We start from the raw sequence: 24,623 nt of genomic DNA, 5'->3' as shown, positions 1-24,623 counted from the left end.
CTTTGGCTCGGCCTGACCTGAAACAGGCCGAGCGTGGTTCGATCCGACCTCGAACCTACATCTTGTCGATGACCGACTGGACGCCTTCGGTCGGCGTGGAATCAGCACCCGCGGCGACCATGATCGCCGAGACCACCGCTTCCGGCTGGTCGACGACAAGCGGCTGGACCAGATGCGAGGTATGGACGAAGCCCTCTGTCTTCATATGGTCGAGCAGCGTCAGCATCGGATCCCAGAAACCCTTGACGTTGGCAAAGACGATCGGCTTGCGGTGATGGCCGAGCTGGGCCCAGGTCATGATCTCGACGATCTCCTCGACCGTGCCGATGCCGCCGGGCAGTGCCACGAATGCGTCCGATTTCTCGAACATAAGATGTTTGCGCTCGTGCATGTTGTCGGTGACGATGACTTCGTCGAGCTTGGTCAGCGCGCTTTCCGTCGCTTCCCTGTTCATCAGGAAGCGCGGGATGATGCCGGTGACCTTGCCGCCGGCGCGCCGCGCGCCATCGGCGACAGCGCCCATGATGCCCTTGGTGCCGCCGCCATAGACGAGCCGGACGCCGGCCTTGGCAATCGAATGGCCGAGCAGGTGCCCGGCCTTGATGTAGACCTCGTCACGGCCCGGCGAGGAGCCACAATAGACGCAGATGGATCGAATCTTGTTCATCGGCTGATTGGGTATTGCCTCCACAGGCAGGGTCAAGCCCGAACCGGGCTTTTTCTTGTCGCTGCCGGCAAAACAAGGTATGCCCGGCGGGCGGCTAGGGGCAGAGGAATATGGCGATCAATCCGTTGAAGATTTTCCTACTCGCAGCAGGTGGCTCAGCCGCTGCTGCGACCGTTGCATATGTGTCGGGAGCACTCGATCCCTATCTGGCGCCGCCGGCCGCGATCGCGTCACTGCCGGCACCCGCGACAACGACGCCGACGAGCGACAAGCCCGCAGATCCGGCCAAGCCGGCAGCCGGCGCAGAGACGCCTGCCGCGGTCGCGCCGGCACCCGCAGCGCCTGCCGCAGCCGCTGCCGTGATCGCCCCGTCCTTCGACGTGGTGCGTGTCGAAAACAACGGTTCCGTGGTCATCGCCGGCAAGGCCGCCGGCAATTCCAAGGTCGAGATCGTTACCGGATCGAAGGTCATCGGTGCGGCGGTTGCCGGCGCTGACGGCGATTTCGCCGTCGTGCTCGACGATCCGCTGAAGCCCGGCGACTACCAGATCGTGCTGCGCGCAACCGCGCCCGACAATGTCGTGGCGACCTCGACCGAGACGGCGGTGGTTTCGGTGCCGTCCGATCCGGGTGGCCAGGTGCTGGCCCTGGTCGAGGAACCGGGCAAGCCGGCGCAGCTGATCACCGTGCCGAAGCCGGCTGACGCGCCGGCGGCGCCGGCCAGCGGCGAACAACAGGCCAGCGCGCCTGCGACCGCCCCCGCAGCAGAACCCGCACCGGCCAAGTCGGCCGCGCCGGCAGCGGAGATCAAGGTCGCCGTCGAGGCCGTCGAGATCGAAGGCAAGAAGATCTTCATCGCCGGCTCGGCCGATGCCGGGCGCAAGGTGCGCGCCTATGCCAACGAGATCCTGATCGGCGAGACGCAGACCTCGCCCGAAGGTCGCTTCCTGATCGAGGCCGAGCGTGAATTGCCGGTCGGCGACTACATCATCCGCGTCGACGCGCTCGAGCCGAACGGCGCCAAGGTCGTCGCCCGCGCCGCCGTGCCGTTCCAGCGCGAGCCGGGGAAGGCGGTGGCAGCGGTCGCGCCGCAGCCGACGGTATCAGCAGCGCCGGCCGTCGATGCAACCGCCGCAGCCGCACCCGCGCCCGCAGCTGCATCAACGGCCGAGGCCAAGACGGCGATGGCGGGCGAAGTACCTGCCAAGCCTGCAGACCCGGCTGCCGAAGCGACGGCACCGGCACAGGCAACTGCTCCGGCCGCCACGGCTACTGCCGACAAGCCGGCTGAAGTCGCCGCCGCACCTGTTGCGCCAGAGACCACGGCGCCCAAGCTCGAAGCCGTCAATGGCGCCGTCATCATCCGTCGCGGCGATTCCTTGTGGCGCATCTCGCGCCGCGTCTATGGCCACGGCGTGCGCTACTCCAACATCTATCTCGCCAATCAGGACCAGATCCAGGATCCGGACCGCATCTGGCCGGGCCAGGTGTTCCGCGTTCCGGAAAAGTCGAAAGAGGGCGAGGCCGCCAATATGGGCGCCATGGGCGAGCAGGCGATGCCGGCGCCCAAGCCGTAAGTGCCGGGAACGGTTTTCCGCTTTTCCGGTTGATTGGAAAGAGTTCATCGTCTATCGTCGATAAACGATGAATTCTTTCTCCTCCCCGCCATCCTGCTGCAGCTCCGTCACCGACGTGACGCAGAAGCTTGCCGCGCTGTCTCATCCGGCGCGGCTCGAAATCCTGAAATGCCTGGCCGGCGGCAGGTCATGCTGCTGCAAGGAAGTGGTCGAGCATCTCGACCTCGCCCAGTCGACAGTCTCGCAACATCTGAAAATCCTGGTCGAAGCCGGTCTGGTGCGTTACGCGCCGGAGCGGCAGCGCTCGCGTTATGAGATCGACCAGGCGGCGCTGCGCGCCGTCTCCGTGTCGGTCACGGCGCTGGTCGACACCTTTTGCGCCGCCGGCGGCGCGCACATCTAATCAAGGCAAGCACAGTGGCCAGCAAAACCGTATCCGCCGAACGCGGCTCGACCTTCAGCACGATCAGGAACCTGTGGCCCTATATGTGGCCGGAAGACCGACCCGACCTCCGGGCGCGGGTCATCTGGGCGACGATCTTCCTGTTCGTCGCCAAGCTGACCCTGGTCGCCGGCCCGTATTTCTTCAAATGGGCGACCGATGCGCTCGCCGGCGACCAGCGTTCGCCGCTGCCGCTGCCGGCCTTCCTGGTGGCGCCGGTGATGCTGGTGATCGCCTACAATGTGGTGCGCATCGTCCAGCTCGGCTTCAACCAGCTGCGTGACGCGCTGTTTGCCCGCGTCGGCCAATATGCGGTGCGCCAGCTTGCCCACCGCACCTTCGTGCACATGCACCAGCTGTCGCTGCGCTTCCATCTCGAGCGCCGCACCGGCGGCCTGTCGCGCATCATCGAGCGCGGCACCAAGGGCATCGAGACGATCGTCCGTTTCACCATCCTCAACACCGCGCCCACGGTGCTGGAATTCGGCCTCACCGCAGGCATCTTCGGCTTCGCCTATGGCTGGAAATATGTGGCCGTGGTGGCCGCGACGGTGTGGCTCTACACCTGGTTCACCGTCTGGGCGAGCGACTGGCGCATCGGCATCCGGCGCGAGATGAACGATTCCGACACCGACGCCAACACCAAGGCGATCGATTCGCTGCTCAATTTCGAGACGGTGAAGTATTTCAACAACGAGGCCATGGAGGCCGAGCGTTTCGACCGCTCGATGGCTCGCTACGAGACGGCGGCGACCCGCATCTGGACCTCGCTTGGCTGGCTGAATTTCGGCCAGGGCGTCATCTTCGGCATCGGCATGACCATCGTCATGGCCATGTCGGCGATGGAGGTGATGGCCGGCACCCAGACCGTCGGCGATTTCGTCTTCATCAACGCCATGCTGATGCAGCTGTCGGTGCCGCTCAACTTCATCGGCTTCATCTATCGCGAAATCCGCCAGGGCCTGACCGACATCGAACAGATGTTCGACCTGCTCGACGTCAGCCAGGAGGTGACGGACAAGCCGGATGCCAAGGCACTTGTCGTCGGCACCGGCCGCGTCGAGTTCCGCGACGTGCATTTCGCCTATGACCCGAACCGCCAGATCCTGAAGGGTGTCAGCTTCGAAGTGCCGGCCGGCAAGACGGTGGCGATCGTCGGTCCCTCGGGCGCCGGCAAGTCGACGATTTCGCGCCTGCTGTTCCGTTTCTACGACATTCAGCAGGGCGCGATCCTGATCGACGGCCAGGACATTCGCGACGTGTCGCAGCAGAGCCTGCGCGGGGCGATCGGCATGGTGCCGCAGGACACGGTGCTGTTCAACGACACCATCGCCTACAACATCCGCTATGGCCGGGTGAACGCCGACGAGGAGGATGTGCGCAAGGCAGCCGAGCTGGCGCAGATATCGGGCTTCATCCAGCGCCTGCCGGACGGCTACAAGGCGATGGTCGGCGAACGCGGCCTGAAGCTGTCGGGCGGCGAAAAGCAGCGCGTGGCGATCGCCCGCACCATCCTCAAGGCGCCGCCGATCCTGATGCTCGACGAGGCGACCTCCGCACTCGACACCCAGACCGAGCAGGAAATCCAGAGCGCGCTCGACCTGGTCAGCAAGGGCCGCACCACGCTCGTCATCGCCCACCGCCTGTCGACGGTGATCTCGGCCGACGAAATCATCGTGCTCGCCGATGGCGGCATCGCCGAGCGCGGCACCCACGCCGAGCTTTTGGCCCGGGGCGGGCTCTACGCCTCGATGTGGGATCGCCAGCGCGAGGCGACCGAGGCCGAGGAACGCCTGCGCCAGGCCCGCGAGGGCGACGAGCTCGGCGTCGTCGTGCGCCGCCGCACGCCTGAGGTGACCAACGACGCGGAGTGAGCCGCCGGCTCGCTAGCCGGCTGAGACGAACAGCCTGCCATGATCAGGCTCGCATGATCATTTCTCATGCGAGCGGCGACAGCGCCGTTTGTCGCCCGCGATTGCGGTGGGCGCCGGCAATGCCGCGTTGCGGCTGACGGTCGTTTCCGGTAAGCACTCCGGGACTTCAACAGCAACGGCCTCCACTTCATGAGCATAGCCGACACGATCCGCAACGCCTTCGTTCCGGTCCATCGCGAGGGATATCCCTTCATTGCCGGATTTGCGGCTGTTGCCGTCCTGCTGGGCTTCTTTTCTACTTCGCTGTTCTGGATCGGCGCGATCCTGACGGCCTGGTGCGCCTATTTCTACCGTGACCCCGAGCGCGTCACCCCCGTCGACGACAGGCTGGTGATCAGCCCGGCCGACGGCGTCGTCTCGGCCGTCGGCCCGGCCGTGCCGCCGCGCGAACTCAATCTCGGCACCGCCGAGATGACCCGTATCTCGGTGTTCATGAATGTCTTTTCCGTGCACATCAACCGCGCCCCGGTGCGTGGCAAGATCGTCCGCATCGAGCACCGTCCCGGAAAATTCCTCAATGCCGAGCTCGACAAGGCAAGCCAGGAAAACGAGCGCAACGGCATCGTCATCGACAGCCCCAACGGCCAGGTGGCGGCGGTGCAGATCGCCGGCCTCGTCGCCCGCCGCATCCTGTGCTGGGCCGATGTCGGCGGCAACATCGCCGTTGGCGAGCGTTTCGGCCTGATCCGCTTCGGCTCGCGCGTCGACGTGTTCCTGCCCAACCATGCGGTTGCCCGCGTTTCGGTCGGCCAGACCGCGGTCGCCGGCGAAACCGTGCTTGCCGAATTTGGCGGCGCCAGCCATCCGCCGCTGGTGCGGGTCTCCTGATGGTCGCGCCGTTCAAGCCCTTTGAACCGCATGGCAGCGGCGGCCCGCGCATTCGCGAGATCCCGCTGCGCATGGTGCTGCCCAACCTGATCACCGTGCTGGCGATCTGCGCCGGCCTGTCGGGCATCCGGCTCGCCTTCGAGGGCCGCTTCGAATCGGCCGTCGTGATGGTGCTGCTGGCGGCCTTTCTCGACGGCATCGACGGCCGCCTGGCGCGCATGCTCAAGGCGACCTCGCGCTTTGGCGCGCAGATGGACTCGCTCGCCGACATCGTCAATTTCGGCGTCGTGCCGGCGCTGGTGCTCTACGCCTACCTGCTCGACAAGGCCGGCTCGCTCGGCTGGATCGCGACGCTTTTGTTTGCCATCGCCATGGGGCTGAGGCTGGCGCGCTTCAACGTGCTCGACGAAGATCTCGACCGGCCGGCATGGCAGGCCGAATATTTCGTCGGCGTGCCGGCGCCGATCGGCGCCATCACCTTGATGCTGCCGATGTATCTCGGCTTCCTCGGCCTCGAAGGCACCCGCAACGCCGCCTACATCGCCACCGTTTTCACCATTCTGGTCGCCTTCCTGCTGGTCAGCCGCTTGCCCGTCTATTCCGGCAAGAAGCTGAAGATCAAACGCGAGCACCTGCTGCCTGTCATGCTTTTGGCGGTGTTCTACGTGCTGCTTCTGACCGTCTATCCCTGGCAGACGCTGACCGCCTCGGTCGGCGCATATCTGATCTTCCTGCCGCTCAGTGCCAGCGCTTATGCGCGCCGCTCCAAGATCGAAGCTGCAGCGGCTGCGGCTGCGGCCACGGCGGCTGAAACGCCCGCCGAACCCAAGGTCTAGTCGGAACAATTTTGAGCTGTACCGAAGCGGCGTCGCTGAGACCCTAGGATTCATGCCGTGATGCTGCAGCACTGCGCAGACGGTTGAGAAAGCCTGCACTTTCCTCCACCCGCATCACGCCCTTCACCCTCACGGCATGGATCCTCGGGTCAGGCCCGAGGATGACGAAGCGGGGACGTTGCCGGCTATTCTCCAACGCCTGTCTCGAGCCAATAGGAAACATCGCAGATTGGCGGAGAACGCCACCTGCCTTCGTCATCCTAGGGCGGAGCAGGAGCGCAGCTCCGTCGCGGAGACCCTGGGATCCATGCCGTGACATTACCGCCGGGCTCAAGCCGTCACGAACGTGTGTTCTTTCTCAACCCTGCATAACATTCCTCACCCTCACGGCATGAATCCCCGGGTCAAGCCTCTGGGATGACGAATTGGAGGGCCTACGCTCTAGGCCGCCAGCCCGAGCTGGTCGAGCGCCAGGCGGCGGGCGGCGACATAGTCCGTCTTGCCCGAGCCGAGCACCGGGATTTCATGCACCTTGATGATGTCGTGCGGCACCATCAGCTCGGTGGCGCCGGCCTGCTTGCCATGGAGGCGCAGGGCCTCGGCATCGGCATTTCCGGCTGTCGTGACCAGCACGATGCGCTCGCCCCGGCGCTTGTCGGGCACGGCGACCGCAGCGTGGCGCTGTTCCGGCCACAGCGCCTGGACCAGCATCTCGACCGCGCCGAGCGACACCATTTCGCCGGCGATCTTGGCGAAACGCTTGGCGCGGCCCTTGATGGTGATGAAACCCTCGCGGTCGACCGAGACGATGTCGCCGGTGTCGTGCCAGCCGTCGAGCGGCTGCAATTCGCCCGGCCGGTCCGATGTCATGTAGCCCATCATCAGGTTGGGGCCGGTGAGCCAGAGCTGGCCGCCCTCGGCGACGCCCTCGACCTCTTCGAGGCGCATGCGCATGCCGGGCAGCAGCCGCCCGACGGTGCCGTCGCGGCCATGCGTCGCCGTGTTGACGGCAACGACGGGTGCGGCCTCGGTCAGGCCGAAACCCTCGATGATCTCGGCATTGAAGCGGCTGCGCCAGACCCGGCGCGTCTCCGCCCTGACAGGTTCGGCGCCGGCGACGACAAAACGCAGGCTGGAAAAATCGCCGTCCTCGGCGGTGCGGGCATAGGCGGCGAGGAAGGTGTCGGTGCCGAACATGATCGTCGGACGGATCTTGCGCGCGACATCGGGAATGATCTTGTAGTGCAGCGGCGAGGGGTAGAGGAACAGCCTGATGCCGGTCAGAAGCGGCAGGATGGTGCCGCCGGTGAGGCCGAAGGAGTGGAACACCGGCAGCACGTTGAACAGCTTGTCTTTTGGCGAGATGCTGATGCGCGCTTCGGCCTGCATGGCATTGGCGACGAGGTTGCGATGCGACAGCACCACCGCCTTGGGCGTGCCCTCGGAGCCCGAGGTGAACAGGATGACGGCTGGCTTTGACGCATCCTGTGGCGCAAGCGGCCGCGACCATTGCAGGGCGGCCGTCAGCTTTTCCGCTGTCGTGACGCTGTCGCGCAGCTCTTCCAGCCAGACGATCTTGGCGCCGGCCTGCTCGGCAGCAGTGACGACGTCGCCGAGATCGGCCTTCTGGACGAAGGCGCGTGACGAGACGATGGTCGTGATCGCCGCTGTCTTCACCGCCGAGGCGACATTGGCGGCTCCCGCCGTGTAGTTGATCATCGCAGCGACGCGGCCGGCCGAGATCAGGCCGAGCATCGCAAGCACCACGCCGTTGGCGTTGGGCAACAGGATGCCCACGGCTTCGCCCTGTTTGGACATGGCTTCGAAGCGGCTGCCGAGCACGCGCGCGCCGACAAGCAGCTTGCGGTAGCTGAGCGCGCCGCTGACGACATCCTCGACGATCGGCTGCGACGGGCCGTAGCGCCTGGCAGCGTCGACCATTGCGCCGAACACGCCCCTGTCGAGATCGGTGCCGGAAAGGCGGGCCTCGGCGAAGCGGTCGAACAGGGCGTTGGCCGTCGTCGTCTGGCTGTAGCCGGCGCGCTGCAGCAGCTCGGCCATAGTCATCGGGGCGAGGGCTGATATGCGAAGGCGCTGGAACCAGTGGCGCGGCGCCCGTTCGGCCGGCGTCAGCGAAAACGGCAGGTGGCGGGCGCCGCTGACGAAGATCGGCACGATGCGCGCGTCGGCCTGCATGGCGATGCGGGCGACGGCGCGGAACAGCCGGAAGGCTTTGACGTCGGGCTCGACGGTGTCGGGCAGGTAGACGGCGAGGCGGCCCTTGCCGCGCAATACGCGAACCAGCCGGCGGCTGACGAAGACATGCTCGGCGTTGAAGGCGATGGTGCGGCCAAGCTCGCGCCACGGCTCGAGCCAGAACGCCTGGGCCGAAGCATCGTCGAGGATATGCAGCGTCTGATCGGGCAGCAGCGACAGCATCAGCGCCGGTTCGAGGCGCGACTGGTGTGAAATGACATAGATGACGGGCGCTTCGGCGTCGCGGGCCTGGATCAGCGCGCGGTCCTCGATCCGGTAGATCAGCTTGAGCGGCAGATAGAGCAGCGCCTGGCGGAAGCGGATGCCGCGTCCGTGCATCAAGACGCCTGATGCAAGCATCCATGCCGCAACGAAGCCGAGCACAATTGCACTGGCCAGGACCATGCCGCACCTCCCAATGCACGCGAAGCCCACCGCGCGCATCGAAACTAGACGATGACGGCGCAACGTCAATGCGCATCGTCATCCCGCCACCCCCGCTGCCATCAGGCCCGCTGCCGTCGGGCCTTGGCACCAGGACAGGAAAAAGCCGGTCTTGCGACCGGCTTGAAGCAGAGGGACGGGTGGAGGGGATGGGGGGATGGGGCAACCCGTCCTGAGCCCAACAACGCGGTCGCTAACATTTGGTTCCACGGCAATCATGCTTTTTGTGATTCTTTTTCGATCGGGCCGGGCAGGGGGCAGTTCTCGCCGGCTGACGGTATCCTTCTGCGCAGCCGGAAGTGCGCTGCCGGCGAGCGGCGACGATGGGGCCTGATGTGTTCGAGCATCTGGTTTCGGGCGCAACCAGGACAAGCTGCTCACCTTTACCGGATCGCTTGCAGTATTCGGCATGACGTATTGACCGCGACCCTCGCCAAGGCGATGTTCATATTAGACCGTGCTTGTAAGTCCGTGTTTAGTCGCGCCGCTCCTGCCAACTTAGAAAGGCGACGGAGGCCCTGATGCCCAATACTCTAGACAGACAGTATGTTGAGGATCACCTAGGCGCTCACAATTACGAGTCCTTCGGGCGCAGCATTGTTGCGGCTGTTCTCGAAGAGGCGCTGGAGCAAAGAAGCCGGGACGGCGGAGGAGACCTGAAGTTCAAGCTCGAGACCAAGCTCGAAGCGACATCCTCCGGCTGCACCTGGCTCATCATGATCGTCAATGGCCGGCGGATCAGGATCCATCAGCCACCCATTACCAGCTTCTAGACGTTCTGGCCCGGAAGCGGGCTGCATCAGGCGACGGCAGGCACCAAGCGGCGCGTCCTGTCGCGAACCGCCATATCGATGCGGTCGTCGCGCCGGTCCGGGCAGAGAAGCAGCCGAGAGACGGAGAACGTGCCCGTGCCGGAGGTCGCGACCGCCGACAGGTCGGGCAGGCGGTGTGTTCGTGCGAGCAAACAGGGCTCTTTCTTCCACCCGCTCCGCATTCCTCACCTTCGCGGCATGAATCCTCGGGTCAAGCCTCTGGGATGACGAAGCCGAGAGGCCGCTCGCGGCAAGCCAGGACCACACGCGACGCCCCAACCCCTTCGTCATCCTAGGGCGAAGCAGGAGCGCAGCTCCGTCGCGGAGACCCTGGGATCCTGTTACATCACTGCCGGACTCAAACGGTCAAGAACGCGTGCTCTTTCCTCCGCACGCCTCACATTCCTCATCTTCACGGCAGGATCTCGAATTGCCACTGGCTGTCTAGCTCGTTTCACGGCGGAATTTTCCGCCAGTCGCGAACCGATCAGCCGAGCGGGCGTCGCGCCAGGCGTGCCAGAACACCGCGCCAAGCACGATGGCGCCGCCGACAAGGCTGGCCGTCGGCGGCAGCTCGGCCAGGAACAGCCAGGCGAAGAAGATGCCGAACGGTACGTCGGTCGTGCCGAGCAGGCCCGCCTCCGCTGCCGGAATGCGGCGCGCGCCTTCGGTCCACAGGATGACGGCAAGGGCGAAGGTGAAGCCGAAGAAAACGAGCGGCGCGATGCTCGACCGTGGCACGGTGAGCGGATCGGTCAGAAGCCATGCCGGGATCACGCCGAGAAAGGCGGAAACGGCCCCGGCCCAGACGACGGAGGCGTTGCGGAACCGCCTGACGAGGGCGGCGTAGAAGGCAAACAGGCAGGTCATCATCAGCGCCAGCGCATCGCCGAAAGCATGGCCGCCGCCGAGCCCGGACCAGACCATGACGGCGACGCCCGCAAGGCAGACGGCCGCTGCCACTGCCGTCTGGCGCCGGAACACCTCGCCGGCGATCACCCAGGCGAACAAAGCGACGACGAACGGAACGGTGGCGTAGATGACCACGACATTGGCGACATAGGTGTTCTTGAAGGCGGCGATGAAGGCGACGCTGGAGATCGTGCCCAGCACGGCCAGCAGCCAGCCCTGCCAGCCGAGATGCAGGCTTTCGCCCGTGCCGTTTCGCCGTCGCCACAGCACATAGGCCGATATCAGCAGGCCGCCGACCAGCCCGCGCCAGGAGGTGATGGTCAGGGGATCGGCGTCGACCGACTTTGTCAGGATGCCGGCAAGGCCGAAAACGGCCGCCGATGCTGCCACAAGCAGCATGCCGAGCCGGTGCTGCGCGGCGGTTTCGCTTGCTGTCGTCATCCTCTTTTCCCGGTCAGGGGCCCAGTCTGTCGGGTCCAGCCTATCCCAGGGCAACTGCCAACCTGCTGTCAGCAGGCCGGCATGCTAGGGTGGCTGCCAAGATGGTACGCCACGTCGACCGGGAGGAAAATGATGGATGCTGCTGGGCTGAAGGCGCTGCAGGCGCCGATGAAGGACGCCTATCGCGCGGATGCCGGGCGTGCGCTGATCACGCTTCGGGCGCGCGGCGCCGTCGACGAGCAGTCGATTTCCTGCAAGATCGACACCGGCAAGGCAATCGTCACCGCCGGGCTGCACCCGGCGACGGGCGGCAGCGGAATGGAGCTGTGCTCGGGCGACATGCTGCTCGAGGCACTGGTCGCCTGCGCCGGCGTGACCCTGAAGGCGGTGGCGACCGCACTCGAGTTCCGCCTCGGTGAAGCAGTGGTCTCGGCCGAGGGCGACCTCGATTTTCGCGGCACGCTGGGCGTCGCCAGGGGTGCGCCGGTCGGCTTTCGCGCCATCCGGCTTGCCTTCAAGCTCGACACCGACGAGCCGCAGGAGCGCATCGATGCTCTGATCGGGCTGACCGAACGTTATTGCGTGGTGTTCCAGACATTGAACGTCCGGCCGGAACTGAGCGTTTCGGCCGAACGCTAAGGTTCGGGACGTACAGTTGCGCCGACCCCTTGCGGCGAACGTTGACGCCCGGCGCGCCTCAGATGTGCAAAGGCTCACCGGGTGGCGGTGAGCCTTCACAGATCAGCTGTTCCAGGCGCCGCGGCCTGACGCTTGCCATCAGTTGGCGGCGAAGCAGTAGAACAGGGCGTCGCCGCCGGTTCCCTTCAGCGCCTCCTGGCTGCAGCCGCCGCGCGAGGCATGCGACGCGTTCCAGGATTTGGCCGCCGCGGAATCGTCGAGGCCCATGCGGTCGTGATGGCCCATCATCGCCGCACCCTCGGTGCCGTCGAGGGTCCAGTCGCCGCAGGTCTGGTCGGCGATGCGGGTGCCGTCGGGTTTGGAACCGGTCAATATGTCGTGCTTGTTGGGCTGGTCGCCGCGGCCATTGATGGTGTTGCCCTTCTCGTCGAGGGCGGTTTCCTTGTTGATGTTGTTGGCGTCGCTGTGCAGCGACGCCACGTCGTCGGCGATCTTCTGGCCCTTGGCGTTGACCCATGGTCCCTGGCCGATGCGGTCCCTGGCGTCGACGTCCTTGGTCGAGAGATAGGCGTGCCAGGTCTTGCCGGTCGAGCCCGCGGCCTCGGCCAGGCTCTGGCAATGGGCGTCGGCGCCAGCGAGGCCGCCGAGATTGGCGCCCTTGCCGATGCCGCTGCTGGTGACGAAGAAGCTCATCGTGGCGTCCTGCGCGCTGGCCGCCGACAGGCCTGATAAAAGCAGCGCAGACATCAGAAGAATGCGTTTCATCGCGTGGTCCTCCCTCATTTTCTTGATTTGAGGGCCGCAAAACTAGGACTGGCCGAATTCACCGGCCAATCACGCTTGCGTGTCGCTACATCGGCCAGACCAGCATCAGCATCGGCACGGCGACGACGATGACCAGCAGCGACAGCGGCAGGCCGAGGCGCGGATAATCGGAGAATTTGTAGCCGCCGGGGCCCATGACAAGGGTGTTGCACTGGTGGCCGATGGGGGTGAGGAAATCACAGCCGGCGCCGATCGCCACCGCCATCAGGAAGGCTTCGGGGCGGAAGCCGAGCGTGGTGGCAAATCCGGCGGCAATCGGTGCCACGACGAGCACGGTGGCGGCATTGTTGAGGAATGGCGTGACCGCCATCGCCACGACCATGATCAATGTCAGCGCCCCGGCAGGCGGCAGCGTCGAGGCGAATTCGGCGAGCCAGGCCGAGATGATGTCGGTGGCGCCGGTCCGGCGCAGCGAGTCGCTGACCGGGATGAGGGCGGCGAGCATCACCAGGATCGGGCCATCGATGGCGCCATAGACCTCGCGCAGCGGGATGACGCGGAACAGCACCATGGCGACAGCGGCGATGAAGAAGGCGAGCGGCACCGGCAAAAGGCCAAGGGCGGTGGCGCCCATCGCAGCAACCAGTATGGCGAGGGGCACGATGCCGCGCCTGAAACTGCCGAGCAGGATCGGGCGCTCGGCCAAGGGCAGGCAGCCGAGCTCACGCAATATGTCGGGCATCGTCTGCGGGTTGCCCTGCAGCACGACGACGTCGCCGAGGCGCAGGATGACGGCGCCGAGCCGCTCCTGGATGCGTTCGCCCTTGCGGCTGACCGCCAGCAGGTTGACGTTGAAACGGTCATAGAGCGCCAGGCGCTGCGCCGAGCCGCCGATCAGGGTGGAGTTTTCGCCGATGATCGCCTCGACGGCGGTGGCCGCATGCTTGCCGCCGGCGGAATCGCGGCTGCCGGTGACGCTGAGCTTGGACTGGGTGACGATGCGGTCGAGCGCTTCAGGGGCGCCCTCGATCAACAGGATGTCGCCCTCGCGCAGCACGACGTCGGGGAACGGCGTCACATGCAGTGCGCGCGAACGCAGGATAGAGGTTACCACCGCGCGGCTGCCGCCGAGCTTCAACAGGTCGGCCAGCGTCTTGCCGACGACGGTGGAGTCGGCGACCAGGCGGGCCTCGGTGACGTAGTTGTTGACGTCGAGCGCCTCGTGGATCGAGGCCGAGGCGCGGGTGCGGATCGGCAGGAGCCAGTAGAACAGAACCAGGAAGACGAGGCCGGCGACGGCAAGTGCTGCGCCGACAGGGGTGAAGTCGAACATCGAGAAGGCGTCGCCGGTCATGTCCTGGCGCACGCGCGACACGACGATGTTGGGCGAGGTGCCGACCAGCGTCATCAGCCCGCCGAGCAGCGAACCGAAGGCCATCGGCATCAGGAAAACCGAGGGCGAGGTGTTGGAGCGGCGGGCGAACTGGAAGGCGATGGGGATCATGATCGCCAGCGCGCCGATGTTCTTCACAAAGGCGGACAGGATGGTGACGATGATCACCAAAAGCGCCAATTGCGCCCTGACGCTCGAGACGTCGGGGGCGAAGCGCTGGATGGCATATTCCATGATGCCCGAGCGCGCGACGCCGGCGCTGACCAGAAGTGCCGAGCCGACGATGATGACGATGTCGTCGCTGAAGCCGCTGAACGCTTCGGCCTGCGGCACGATGCCGATCGCAACCGCTGCGATGAGTGCGCCGCAGGCGACGAGATCGTAACGGAACCGGCCCCAGACGAATGCCGCCATCATCAGCGCTATGACGGCGAAGGACATCAACTGGTCGGTGGTCATGCGGCCGATGTCCCCCACATCAGTATAGAGCGCCCGGGCGCCTGGACATAGAGCGCCCGGGCGGGCACTTGCAAGACTTTCGTTCCACGCATCGCTGCGATGCGCTCAAGCAGTGGTCAACGCGACGGCGGCAACATCGTTGCCGGCATCGCCGCTAGCCGCAGCGACGCGTCGCGCGGAAAGATCAGGCCGGCTTCTGGTGCGAAACCCAGCGCTGCTCGCGGATCTGGTAGATCTGGCCCGTGCGGGTCAGCGCAGGGTCGACCATGCCAAGGATGTGGCGCGCCGTCTCAGACGGATGGGTGACGGTCGCCGGATCCTCGCCGGGCACGGCCAACGCCCGCATCGCGGTGCGGCTGGTGCCGGGGTCGAAGATGTTGACGCGCAAGGCGGTGTTTTTGGTCTCGTCGGCCCAGGAGCGGGCGAGCGCCTCGACGGCGGCCTTGGAGGCGGCATAGGGCGCCCAGAAGGCGCGCGCCGAATGGGCGGAGCCGGAGCTGACGATGACGGCGCGGCCGGCATCCGACTTGCGCAGCAGCGGATCGACCGAGCGGATCAGGCGCCAGGTGCCGGTGACGTTGACAGCCATGACCTTGTCGAAGACCTTGGCCTCGACATGGCCGATGGGGGCGATGACGCCGAGCACGGCGGCATTGGCGACCAGAATGTCGAGCTTGCCCCAGCGGTCGTTGATCGAGCTGCCGAGACGGTCGATGCCGGCCATGTCGGTGAGGTCGAGCGGCACCAGCGTCGCCTGGCCGCCTGATGCCTTGATCTCGTCGTCGAGCTCTTCCAGCCCGCCGACCGTACGCGCCACGGCAATCACATGGGCACCCGCCGCGGCAAGCTGCTTGGCCGTGTTGTAGCCGATGCCGCGCGATGCGCCGGTGACGAGCGCGATGCGGCCGGAGAGGTCGGGAGTGGTTGTCATCATGGCATCCAGTTCGATCTTGTCGGTCCGCAGCCTGATAGGACGATTTTGTCTGGAACAAAACCCCACGCGTCCGGAATGGATGCCGCAGGCGCCGGCGGCGGGCCTTATTTCTCGCCGTCGCCCTATTTCCTGCCGACGATGTCGGGAATGCCGGCCGGTATCCGTCCTAGGGATGAAACATACCCTGGAGGAGGACATGATGGGCAGAAGCGTTGCAATCCTGGTGGCCAGACTGATCTTCGCCGGCGCCTTCGGCATGGCGGCCTTGTTCAAATTCGCCGGAATGACCGAGACCGCCGCCTACATCTCGGCCGCCGGCTTTCCTTTTGCCTTGCCATTGGCATGGCTGGCGGCCTTTTTCGAACTCGGGCTTGTGCTGGCCTTCCTCACCGGCGCGTTCTTTTCGGAGGCGGCCCTGCTGGCCGGCGCCTATGTCGTTTTCCTGGCCTTCGCCTTCCACGGTCCGTCGCACTGGCAGGGCAACCCAGCCGAATTCGGCTTCTTCGTCGATCACTTCACCTTCCTGGCCGGACTGCTTTACGCAGCCGTCCACGGCCCGGGCGAGCGGCTCGCGCTGCGGCAAGGCTTGATCTGGAAGGACAAGGCTGCTTCCGCGCATTGACGCGGAAGCATGCTGAAGGTGCCGCTGCTACAGCCCGCCGGTGGCCAGAAGCGACAGCGAGCGCACATTGTCGGCGCCTTCGAGGTCGAGCAGGCGGGTCGGGTACTGGCCGGAGAAGCAGGCATCGCAATATTGCGGCTGCTCGTCATTGCGGCTCGCCTCGCCGACGGCGCGGTAGAGACCGTTCATCGACAGGAAGCCGAGCGAGTCGACGCGGATGAACTCGGCCATTTCCTCGATCGTCATGCGCGAGGCGAGAAGCTTGGACTTTTCCGGCGTGTCGACGCCGTAGAAGCAGGAGGCGCGGGTCGGCGGCGAGGCGATGCGCATATGCACCTCCTTGGCACCGGCATCGCGGACCATCTGCACGATCTTCTGGCTGGTGGTGCCGCGGACGATGGAATCGTCGACCAGCACGATGCGCTTGCCTTCGATCATGCGGCGGTTGGCATTGTGCTTCAGCTTGACGCCCATGTGGCGGATGGAATCGCCCGGCGAGATGAAGGTGCGGCCGACATAGTGGTTGCGGATGATGCCGAGCTCGAAGGGGAGGCCGGCGGCTTGCGAGAAGCCGATGGCTGCCGGGGTGCCCGAATCCGGCACCGGCACGACGATGTCGGCGTCGACGGGGCTTTCGAGCGCCAGTTCGGCGCCGATGCGCTTGCGCACGTCATAGACGTTGCGGCCCTCGACCGAAGAATCGGGACGGGCGAAATAGACATATTCGAAGATGCAGAAGCGCGGCTTCTGCGGCTCGAACGGGAAGATGCTCTCGATGCCCTTGGAGGTGACGATGACCATCTCGCCGGGCTTGAGGTCGCGCACGAAACGCGCGCCGATGATGTCGAGCGCGCAGGTCTCGGAGGCGAGGATCCAGGCGCCGTCGAGATCGCCGAGCACCAGCGGGCGGATGCCGAGCGGATCGCGGCAGCCGATCATCTTCTTCGACGACAGCGCGACTAGCGAGAAGGCACCCTCGACCTGGCGCACCGCATCGATGAAGCGCGCATTGAGGTCGCGTTCCTTCGAGGTGGCGACGAGATGCAGGATGGTTTCGGTGTCGGAGGTCGACGAGAAGATCGAGCCCTGCTTCTGCAGCGCGCGCTGCACCGTCATCGCATTGGTCAGGTTGCCGTTATGCGCGACAGCGAAGCCGCCATCGGCGAGTTCGGCGAAGAAAGGCTGGATGTTGCGGACGCCGGCGCCGCCCGTCGTGGCGTAGCGGGTGTGGCCGATGGCGCGGTTGCCTTTGAGGCTGTCGATGACACGCTGCTTGGTGAAGGTGTCGCCGATCAGGCCGACATGGCGCTCGACATGGAACTGGCTGCCGTCATAACTGACGATGCCGGCGGCCTCCTGGCCGCGATGCTGGAGCGCATGCAGCCCCAGCGTGACGATTGCCGCGGCGTCCTGTCGGCCAAAAATGCCGAACACACCGCATTCGTCGTGGAAATGATCATCGGCTTCCGCGGAAAGCACGTCAGCTGCGTCTGCCATCGGGGGCGGCCTCTTCTAGCAAAAACGCTATATAGTGCGATGAGGCGGCAAGGGCAACGCGCCATCCCGCCTCAGGCGCAATCAGTTGTTGGTCGGTGCCGGCTCGGCCGGCGCCTCGCCTTCGGCAGGCGCCTCGGCAGGCGGCGTGGTGGCGCCGGCTTCCGGTTCGCCGGTCTGCGAATTGAGCTTCTTGAGGATCGAATTCTCGGGATCCTCGGGCAGAAGGTTCTCGATCGAGGTGCCGATGCTCTCGAGCAGCGGCCGCGACTTCGCCTCCGCGACCCAGGCCGGAGCGTTGGGGCCGACCAGCCAGTTGAAGAACAAAAGGCCGACGGCAACGACCAGGATGCCGCGGGCGGCACCGTAGAGGAAGCCGAGCGTGCGATCGAGCGCGCCGATGCGGCTGTCGATGATGAAATCGGCGATCTTCATGGTGATGATGGTGACGACGATCAGCGCGATGATAAAGACGATGCCGGCGGCAGCCGCCATGGCGATCTTTTCGTTGTCGATATAGGGTTGAACGTAAGGCACGACAGGCTTGTAGAAGAAGAAGGCGGCAGCGGCGGCAGCGGCCCATGAGGCGACCGACAGCACCTCGCGGGAAAAACCGCGCACCATGGCGAGCATCGCCGAGACCAGGGTGAAGCCGACAAGAATTCCGTCAAGCAGCGTAATCGGCATCGTGTCCACTCACTCCATGGCGACGGTTTCAGTCCGTCTCTTCCGCGCGGCTTCGCCTTGAGCCGGCTATCCGCGCCACCAGATCCGCCAGTGCGGTCGGCTGGAACGAACCGGCTCCGATTCCACCTGCGAGCTCCCCGCTGCCGGAGGGCAGCACGGCCCTTCCGAAGCCCAGCTTTTCGGCCTCTTTAAGGCGTTGCTGCGCATGCGCAACCGGCCTCACGGCGCCAGAAAGGCTGATTTCGCCGAAATAGACGCAATCAGCAGGCAGGGCAATACCGGTGAGCGATGAAACCAGTGCGGAAGCCACGGCCAGATCGGCCGCCGGCTCCGAGATGCGGTAGCCGCCGGCAACGTTGAGATAGACGTCGTGCTGGCCGAAGCGCACGCCGCAATGCGCCTCGAGCACGGCGAGGATCATCGACAGCCGCGACGAATCCCAGCCGACGACGGCTCGGCGCGGCGTGCCCAGGCTGGAGGCGGCGACAAGCGCCTGGATTTCGACCAGCACCGGTCGCGTGCCTTCGATGGCGGCAAAGACCGCGGCTCCCGGCGCCTTGGAATGGCGTTCGCCGAGGAACAGCTCGGACGGGTTGGCGACCTCGCGCAGGCCCTTGTCGGACATTTCGAAGACGCCGATCTCGTCGGTCGGGCCGAAGCGGTTCTTGACCGTGCGCAGGATGCGGAAATGGTGGCCGCCTTCGCCCTCGAAATAGAGCACGCCGTCGACCATGTGCTCGACGACGCGGGGGCCGGCGATCTGGCCTTCCTTGGTGACATGGCCGACGAGCACCACCGCCGCACCCGTCGACTTGGCGTAGCGGATCATCGCCTGGGACGCCGCCCGCACCTGGGTGACGGTACCAGGCGCCGAATCGGCGAGGTCGGTCCACAGGGTCTGGATCGAATCGATGATGACCAGGTCCGGCCGCTTGCCGTCGGCGATGGTGGCGAGGATGTCTTCGACATTGGTCTCGGCGGCGAGTTCGACCGGTGTCGAGGCGACGCCGAGACGCTGGGCGCGCAGCCTGATCTGGGCAACGGCTTCTTCGCCCGAGACATAGACGACGCGGTGGCCGCGCGCGGCGAGCGCCGCCGCCGCCTGGGTCAACAGCGTCGACTTGCCGATGCCGGGATCGCCGCCGATCAAAAGCGCCGAGCCGCGCACGAAGCCGCCGCCGGTGGCGCGGTCGAGTTCGCCGATGCCCGAGACGATGCGCGGCGCATCCTCGATGTCGCCGTCGAGCGAGGTCAGCGTGACGGCGCGGCCTTTTCGCGCGCTCTTCAGCGAGCCCGGACCGCTGCCGATGCCGCCCGCCGTGCCTTCCTCGACCAGCGTGTTCCACTCGCCGCAGGAATCGCACTTGCCGGCCCAGCGCTGATGCGCGGCACCGCAGTTCTGGCAGATGAATTGAACGCGGGCTTTAGCCATGGGAATGCTGCAATGCTGATTGGGAGAGGTCGGGCTTCTTCGCACCCCCCTCTGGCCCCATGTTGATCAGAGGGCCGGACATCTCCCCCGCAAGGGGGGAGATTGGCAGCGCCGCCCTCCGGACCAATCCGTCAACCTCGCCGATTGGCGAAGGTCGCGATGACAGCCGATCTCCCCCCTTGCGGGGGAGATGGCCGGCAGGCCAGAGGGGGGTGCGAAGGAATGCCGCGTTGGCCAAAGCCTACTCTTCCCCGAACCTGTCGGGCAGATGATGCTCGGGCGCGAGGTCGAAGAAGCGGGTGAATTCGCCCTGGAAGCCGAGGCTGACGGTGCCGGTGGGGCCGTGACGCTGCTTGGCGACGATGACTTCGGCCTTGCCGCGCACGTCGTTCATGTTGGCTTCCCACTGCAGGTATTCGTCGGTGCCGGGCTTCGGCTCCTTGTTCTTGAGGTAATATTCCTCGCGGTAGACGAAGATCACCACGTCGGCGTCCTGCTCGATCGAGCCCGATTCACGCAGGTCGGAGAGCTGCGGGCGCTTGTCGTCGCGGCTTTCGACCTGACGCGACAGCTGCGACAGCGCGATGATCGGAACGTTGAGCTCCTTGGCCAGCGCCTTGAGGCCGGTGGTGATCTCGGTGATTTCCTGGACGCGGTTCTGCGACGCCTTGGCCGACGAGCCCTGCATCAGCTGGATATAGTCGATGATGATCAGGTCGAGGCCGCGCTGGCGCTTGAGGCGGCGGGCGCGTGCCGCGAGCTGGGCGATGGAGATACCGCCGGTCGAGTCGATGAACAGCGGGATCTTCTGCAGCGTCTGGGTGCAGCTGACCAGCTTTTCGAAGTCGGCCTCGGTGAGATCGCCGCGGCGGATCTTGGAGGAGGGCACCTCGGCCTGCTCTGAAATAATACGGGTGGCGAGCTGCTCGGACGACATTTCGAGCGAGAAGAAGCCGACGACGCCGCCGTTTTCGGCCTTGAACGAGCCGTCCGCCTGCTGTGCCGGCACATAGGCATGGGCGACGTTGAAGGCGATGTTGGTGACCAGCGAGGTCTTGCCCATGCCCGGGCGGCCGGCGAGCACGATCAAGTCGGAGGATTGCAGGCCGCCCATGCGGGCGTCGAGGTCGTGCAGGCCGGAGGCGACGCCGGAAAGATGGCCGTCGCGCATATAGGCCGCACTGGCCATGTCGATGGCCGTCTTGACCGCGTCGGAGAAGCTTTCGAAGCCGCCGTCATAGCGGCCGGTTTCGGCGAGCTCGAACAGGCGCCGTTCGGCGTCCTCGATCTGCTCGGCCGGCGACATGTCGACGGGCGCGTCATAGGCGATGTTGACCATGTCCTCGCCGACGGTGATCAGCGCCCGGCGGGTGGCGAGGTCATAGACGGCGCGGCCATAGTCGGAGGCGTTGATGACGGTCACTGCGTTGGCGGCAAGGGCGACGAGATATTGCATGACCGTCATGTCGCCGACCTTCTCGTCGGCCGGCAGGAAGGTCTTCAGCGTCACCGGGTTCGCCATCTTGCCCATGCGGATGAGCTCGGCGGACACCTCGAAGATCTTGCGGTGCAGCGGCTCGTAGAAATGGGTCGCCTTGAGGAAGTCGGAGACGCGGTAGAAGGCGTCGTTGTTGACCAGTATCGCGCCGAGCAGGGCCTGTTCAGCCTCGATGTTGTTGGGGGCTTCCCGATAGAGCGGGGTCGCCTCCGCCACTTCGAATTTGCGCGCTGCCTCTGCCAATGTCGTCCCCGTCGCTGAACCAGATACTCCCGTAGCAGAGTCCGATATCGAAGTGCTGGCTCAATCTGCTTTAGCTGGGTTTCAAGGCCAGTTTGCCCAAGAATTCACAGGCCGGGCGAAACCATCCACAGGACATGAATCCTACCGCCGGAATCAATTTGACTGTTGCCGAATCCCGGCTCGCGTATTTCTCCAAAACCATCGAATCCTTAGGGCCGAACTGCACGCGGCACGGCATTGAACCACGGGAAAGATGCCTCCTGCGAGTCAGACTCCCCACGGCACAGGCGCCGGCAGCGGAAACCGGTCCGCGAATCGGCGCAATCGTAACCGGAAATCGGAAGGAACAAAACAGGAATATTCCTCAAGCAGTTTTGTTTACCAAGAAGCCGCTCAGCATAATTCCAGGGTCGTTCGTATACATCGGCTGTTGATTTTATTCAGACATTCGCTGATCCTTACCATCCCGAGGGCTTGTTCATCGCGATGCGGCACATGGCGAAGCATATGTCCGAGGGCTGTCAGGGGCCAATTCTGCGCTGCTGCGGCGCGGGCCTCGTCTGCTTGAGGAGGCAACATGCACGTTCTTCGCCCGGCACCGGCCCGACTGGTCTGGCTGGCTTCCACCGCCATGGTTCTGTTGGCCTCGACCGAGGCCGGTTTCGCCGCCTGCGACCTGACGCCGACGGCCGGCAACAGCGTCTATGTCTGCGACAGCGGCGCCAGCGCCGGGCTCACTGACACGGACGGCACCAATGCGCTGACGATGCCTGCTGGCGGCACCGGCACGATCAACGGCGACGTCGTCTTCGGCAATTTCCGCGATGTCGTCACCATCCATTCAGGGGTGATCAATGGCGCGGTCAACCAGAGCGGCGGTATCGACGACTTCGTCATGTCAGGCGGCGTGATCGGATCGCTCAACCAGGGCAGTGCCCTCGATACGGCGACGATCAGCGGCGGCCATATCATCGGTGAATTCTTCGCCGGCGACTTCGTGACCATGACCGGCGGGCGCATCGGCAACGTCAATCTCGAGCAGGCCAACAACGAGATGCGGATGTCGGGCGGCAGCGTCGACACCTCGATTGTCGCAGTGCAGGGCAACGACCTGCTTGAGATCTCCGGAACCGCCGCTGTCGGCACGTTCATCAATCTCGGCAACGGCAACAACAGCTTCCGCTGGCTCGGCGGCGGCAGCATCGGCGGCAATGTCACGATGGGCACCGGGCAGGACACGGCCTTGCTGCGCGGCCTGACCGAGGCCAGTTTTGCCGCCGGCCAGCTCATCGACGGCGGAACCAGCGCCAGTATCGACACGCTGACCTTCGAGGGCACCGGTTCGACCTCGGTCGCCCGCTACGTCAACTGGGAAACCGTCAATCTGACGCAAGGCTCCCAATTCACGCTCGACGGCGATCTGGTGCTGGGCGATGGCCTGTCCAACACCGGCAGCCTGAGCATCGACGCGTCGAGCACGCTGCGCGCCGGGGCCGGCGTCAATGCCGCCGTTCGCGCCTTCACCGGAGGCAATGCGGTGATGCTGACCAATGCCGGCACCGTCGACCTGACCAATGGTGCGGCAAGTGCCACAGACAGCTTCACCGTCGTCGGCAACTACATCGGCGCCGGCGGTTACATCAGGCTCGACACGGTTGTTTCAGGTGACGGCGCGCCGTCGGACCGGCTGGTGATCGAGGGCGGCAACGCCAGCGGCTCGACCGGCATCATCATCGTCAATCTCGGCGGCACCGGCGAGCAGACCGATGCCGACGGCATCCTGGTCGTCGAAACGACCTCGGGCGGCACCACCGATGCCGGCGCCTTCACGCTGGCGAGCCCGGTGGCTTATGGCGCCTACGAATATCTGCTGTTCCGCGGCGATGCCGCGGGGCTGGGCGAGAACTGGTATCTGCGCTCCGAACTGGTCAACCCGGTCGACCCGAGCGAGCCCGGCATCCCGCTGATCCGGCCCGAGACGGCTGATTATTCCGTGATGCCGCCAATGGCCCGCGACGTCGCGCTGGCGACGCTCGGCACCTTCCACGAGCGCCGCGGCGAGCAGGGTTTCCTTGCCGGCGGCGATGATCTTTCGGTCGGATGGGGACGGGTGTTCGGCTCAAGCTCCAGCCAGGACTGGGCCGGCACGGTGTCGCCGTCGGCCGACAGCACGACGCTCGGCATCCAGGCCGGCCTCGATCTCTGGCGCGGCGAGACCGAAGCGGGCGCGCGTCACGCCGCCGGCCTGTTCCTCGGTTATGCCAGCCTCAACGCCGATATCCGCGGTGCGGTGCAGGGCCAGGCCGATCTGGCCGCCGGCAAGCTCGACCTCGATGCCTCCAGCGTCGGCGGCTACTTTACCCACGTCGGTGCGGGCGGCTGGTATGTCGATGCCGTGCTGATGGGAAGCTGGCTCGGCGGCGATGCAGGCTCTGACCGCGCCATCGCCATCGATGCCGACGGCCGCGTGGTGACCGCCTCGCTGGAGGCGGGGGCGCCGATCGCTTTGACCGCAAGCTGGATGCTCGAGCCGCAGGCCCAGATCATCTGGCAGGATGTGTCCCTGGATGACGCCGACGACACCTTGTCGGGCGTGCGCTTCGACGAGGGGCCCGGCGTCACCGGCCGCATCGGCGCGCGCCTCGAGGGCACGTTCGACACCGCCTCGGGCCAGCTCAAGCCCTATCTCAAGGCCAATCTCTGGCACGGCTTCGACGGCGAGGATGTCACCTATTTCGACAGCGACGCGATCCGGGTTGAAACCGGCGGCACCCGGCTCGAGCTCGGCGCCGGCATCAGCCATGCCTTCACCGACAAGGTCAGCGCCTTTGCGGTCGCCGATTACAGCTTCAATCTGGGCGGCGAGCGCAGCCGCAGCTTCGAAGGCAATATCGGCCTGCAGGTCAAATGGTGACGAGGCCGCGCGCGGTTTGGCCGGAGGTCAGCTAGGCGCCGCGCGGCGCAAGCAGGATGACCGAGGCGCCGAGGATGCAGATGGCGGCGCCGATCATGTCCCAGCGGTCGGGGCGGATGCCTTCGGCGAGCCAAAGCCAGGCCAGCGACGCTGCGATGTAGATGCCGCCATAAGCGGCGTAACTGCGGCCGGCGGCGTCGGCATCGACCAGGGCCAGCAGCCAGCCGAAGGCGATGAGCGCGGCGACGCCGGGGATCAGCCACAGCGCCGACTTGTCGAGCCGCCACCAGGCCCAGAAGGAAAAGCAGCCGGCGATCTCGGCAAGGGCTGCCAGGACGTAGATGGCATAGGTCATCGAGGAAACCCTGGGGTCATGAAAAAAGCCCGGCTCATG

At 65.6% G+C, this 24,623-nt stretch carries 21 protein-coding genes; 9 read left to right on the top strand and 12 right to left on the bottom strand.

The annotated features are described in order from the left end of the window. Window positions 1-55: 55 nt before the first annotated feature. The gene (locus tag IG197_RS06220) at window positions 56-667 is read right to left on the bottom strand and encodes a TIGR00730 family Rossman fold protein (protein WP_067964119.1); all 612 of its coding nucleotides are present in this window, start codon (window positions 665-667) and stop codon (window positions 56-58) included. 110 nt (window positions 668-777) lie between these two features. Here IG197_RS06220 and IG197_RS06215 point away from each other — a divergent pair, with 110 nt between their 5' ends. From IG197_RS06215 to pssA, 5 genes are all read left to right on the top strand, one after another. Next, a complete protein-coding gene (locus IG197_RS06215; RefSeq protein WP_192317704.1) occupies window positions 778-2,244 on the top strand; it encodes a LysM peptidoglycan-binding domain-containing protein in 1,467 nt (488 codons plus the stop codon). A 67-nt stretch (window positions 2,245-2,311) separates the two neighbouring features. Further along, window positions 2,312-2,647 (top strand): helix-turn-helix transcriptional regulator, encoded by a 336-nt coding sequence (locus IG197_RS06210; RefSeq protein WP_182574410.1) that lies wholly within the window; start codon window positions 2,312-2,314, stop codon window positions 2,645-2,647. A 14-nt stretch (window positions 2,648-2,661) separates the two neighbouring features. Then, window positions 2,662-4,560 carry an ABC transporter ATP-binding protein/permease gene (locus tag IG197_RS06205; RefSeq protein ID WP_182574411.1) on the top strand — a complete coding sequence of 633 codons (1,899 nt, stop codon included), beginning with the start codon at window positions 2,662-2,664 and terminating at the stop codon, window positions 4,558-4,560. A 189-nt stretch (window positions 4,561-4,749) separates the two neighbouring features. Continuing rightward, a complete protein-coding gene (locus IG197_RS06200) occupies window positions 4,750-5,448 on the top strand; it encodes a phosphatidylserine decarboxylase (RefSeq protein ID WP_067964110.1) in 699 nt (232 codons plus the stop codon). Continuing rightward, window positions 5,448-6,284 carry a CDP-diacylglycerol--serine O-phosphatidyltransferase gene (gene pssA / locus IG197_RS06195; protein ID WP_192317701.1) on the top strand — a complete coding sequence of 279 codons (837 nt, stop codon included), beginning with the start codon at window positions 5,448-5,450 and terminating at the stop codon, window positions 6,282-6,284. Before IG197_RS06200 ends, pssA begins: the two co-directional genes overlap by 1 nt. A 441-nt stretch (window positions 6,285-6,725) precedes the next feature. Here the strand turns inward: pssA and IG197_RS06190 are convergent, their stop codons facing one another. After that, window positions 6,726-8,945, bottom strand: a complete 2,220-nt coding sequence (locus IG197_RS06190) for an AMP-binding protein (protein ID WP_192317699.1) — start codon at window positions 8,943-8,945, stop codon at window positions 6,726-6,728. A gap of 560 nt (window positions 8,946-9,505) precedes the next feature. On the opposite strand from IG197_RS06190, the gene IG197_RS06185 reads away from it, so the two are divergent. Continuing rightward, window positions 9,506-9,757, top strand: a complete 252-nt coding sequence (locus IG197_RS06185; protein ID WP_192317697.1) for a hypothetical protein — start codon at window positions 9,506-9,508, stop codon at window positions 9,755-9,757. 26 nt (window positions 9,758-9,783) lie between these two features. Here the strand turns inward: IG197_RS06185 and IG197_RS06180 are convergent, their stop codons facing one another. Both IG197_RS06180 and IG197_RS06175 read right to left on the bottom strand, forming a co-directional pair. Next, the gene (locus tag IG197_RS06180; RefSeq protein WP_192317695.1) at window positions 9,784-9,948 is read right to left on the bottom strand and encodes a hypothetical protein; all 165 of its coding nucleotides are present in this window, start codon (window positions 9,946-9,948) and stop codon (window positions 9,784-9,786) included. 292 nt (window positions 9,949-10,240) lie between these two features. Then, window positions 10,241-11,149: a DMT family transporter gene (locus tag IG197_RS06175; RefSeq protein WP_192317694.1), complete on the bottom strand. Its 909-nt coding sequence runs from the start codon at window positions 11,147-11,149 to the stop codon at window positions 10,241-10,243. A gap of 132 nt (window positions 11,150-11,281) precedes the next feature. Between IG197_RS06175 and IG197_RS06170 the strand changes: the two genes are divergently transcribed. Next, window positions 11,282-11,788: an OsmC family protein gene (locus IG197_RS06170; RefSeq protein WP_192319601.1), complete on the top strand. Its 507-nt coding sequence runs from the start codon at window positions 11,282-11,284 to the stop codon at window positions 11,786-11,788. Between the two features lie 138 nt (window positions 11,789-11,926). Here the strand turns inward: IG197_RS06170 and IG197_RS06165 are convergent, their stop codons facing one another. The 3 genes from IG197_RS06165 to IG197_RS06155 form a co-directional block, all read right to left on the bottom strand. Beyond that, entirely contained in the window at window positions 11,927-12,553 is a 627-nt protein-coding gene (locus IG197_RS06165; protein WP_192317692.1) for a hypothetical protein, read from the bottom strand. A gap of 85 nt (window positions 12,554-12,638) precedes the next feature. After that, window positions 12,639-14,405 (bottom strand): SLC13 family permease, encoded by a 1,767-nt coding sequence (locus IG197_RS06160; protein WP_192317690.1) that lies wholly within the window; start codon window positions 14,403-14,405, stop codon window positions 12,639-12,641. Window positions 14,406-14,589: 184 nt separating this feature from the next. Beyond that, entirely contained in the window at window positions 14,590-15,336 is a 747-nt protein-coding gene (locus tag IG197_RS06155) for an SDR family NAD(P)-dependent oxidoreductase (RefSeq protein ID WP_067966857.1), read from the bottom strand. Window positions 15,337-15,538: 202 nt separating this feature from the next. Here IG197_RS06155 and IG197_RS06150 point away from each other — a divergent pair, with 202 nt between their 5' ends. Beyond that, complete coding sequence (locus tag IG197_RS06150; protein ID WP_067966855.1) at window positions 15,539-15,961, top strand: DoxX family protein; 423 nt, start codon at window positions 15,539-15,541, stop codon at window positions 15,959-15,961. Between the two features lie 27 nt (window positions 15,962-15,988). Here IG197_RS06150 and purF read toward each other — a convergent pair whose 3' ends face one another. The 4 genes from purF to IG197_RS06130 form a co-directional block, all read right to left on the bottom strand. Next, window positions 15,989-17,458: an amidophosphoribosyltransferase gene (gene purF, locus IG197_RS06145; RefSeq protein WP_067964093.1), complete on the bottom strand. Its 1,470-nt coding sequence runs from the start codon at window positions 17,456-17,458 to the stop codon at window positions 15,989-15,991. A gap of 81 nt (window positions 17,459-17,539) precedes the next feature. Beyond that, window positions 17,540-18,142, bottom strand: a complete 603-nt coding sequence (locus tag IG197_RS06140) for a CvpA family protein (RefSeq protein WP_067964091.1) — start codon at window positions 18,140-18,142, stop codon at window positions 17,540-17,542. A 28-nt stretch (window positions 18,143-18,170) separates the two neighbouring features. Then, window positions 18,171-19,574, bottom strand: coding sequence for a DNA repair protein RadA (gene radA, locus IG197_RS06135; protein ID WP_067964089.1), 1,404 nt, complete (start codon window positions 19,572-19,574; stop codon window positions 18,171-18,173). Between the two features lie 241 nt (window positions 19,575-19,815). Next, complete coding sequence (locus IG197_RS06130; RefSeq protein ID WP_067964088.1) at window positions 19,816-21,315, bottom strand: replicative DNA helicase; 1,500 nt, start codon at window positions 21,313-21,315, stop codon at window positions 19,816-19,818. Between the two features lie 577 nt (window positions 21,316-21,892). Between IG197_RS06130 and IG197_RS06125 the strand changes: the two genes are divergently transcribed. Continuing rightward, window positions 21,893-24,229 (top strand): autotransporter domain-containing protein, encoded by a 2,337-nt coding sequence (locus IG197_RS06125; protein WP_192317688.1) that lies wholly within the window; start codon window positions 21,893-21,895, stop codon window positions 24,227-24,229. A gap of 31 nt (window positions 24,230-24,260) precedes the next feature. On the opposite strand, the gene IG197_RS06120 is transcribed toward IG197_RS06125, so the two are convergent. After that, window positions 24,261-24,584, bottom strand: a complete 324-nt coding sequence (locus tag IG197_RS06120) for a YnfA family protein (RefSeq protein ID WP_192317686.1) — start codon at window positions 24,582-24,584, stop codon at window positions 24,261-24,263. Window positions 24,585-24,623: the final 39 nt, after the last annotated feature.

Source organism: Aminobacter sp. SR38, from assembly GCF_014843375.1.
In the GTDB taxonomy this organism is placed as follows: Bacteria; Pseudomonadota; Alphaproteobacteria; order Rhizobiales; family Rhizobiaceae; genus Aminobacter; species Aminobacter ciceronei.
The sequence above is the reverse complement of the archived record's forward strand: the minus strand, read 5'-3'. Positions and strand labels throughout refer to the sequence as shown.